Consider the following 567-nt stretch of genomic DNA (forward strand, 5'->3'; position numbering starts at 1 on the left):
TTCAAGGGCTTATGCGGCTGCTCGCGCCTGAGCAGAGCGTGCCGAAGCTCCTCCATGATCTGCATGACGACGAGCGTGATTGTCATGCGCAGCGAGTTGGCGAAGAAGCCGTTCAGGCTGCAGCGAGCGGCGCAGCAGGAAGACTTCCATTCGCAGTTGAGCCGCTCATCCTCGCCTCGGGAGCAGAAAATTTCTTCATAAATTTCAATGGATGCTTCGGCATTCACCTTGTCCCGCTCGAAGCTTTCATCGGGAAGTGCGCGGTACTTTCTCAGTCCGCGGCCTTTGGCGAAGGTCCGGGCTTCTTCAATCGAAAGGTTGGTTTGGATGAAGCGGGCATCTACCTCCTGGTACTGGTCGCTGAACTGCAGGCGGTACACCACCGTCCGGGGTGTTTTCCATGTCTTGGCCTGATAGTTATGGAAAAAGCCGCAGCAGCGGAACTTGTTGCCCGCCGTCGTGCTGGTGAGTTTGCGGCGGCGCTTTGGAGGCTTCACTTCATCAAATAGTCCGGTCAGCGGGATCTCCTTGAGAATTTCCTTTGCCATGCAAATCCTGCTCGTTGGG

At 56.3% G+C, this 567-nt stretch carries 1 protein-coding gene; it reads right to left on the minus strand.

Annotated elements, in window-relative coordinates; all coding sequences use genetic code 11:
• Nucleotides 1–548, minus strand: a 548-nt coding sequence (locus tag GBM95_RS11990) for a transposase (protein WP_152159289.1), incomplete at its 3' end; no start/stop codon positions are given.
• Nucleotides 549–567 lie beyond the last annotated feature (19 nt).

Source organism: Sutterella seckii (assembly GCF_009183815.1).
Classification (GTDB): domain Bacteria; phylum Pseudomonadota; class Gammaproteobacteria; order Burkholderiales; family Burkholderiaceae_F; genus Sutterella; species Sutterella seckii.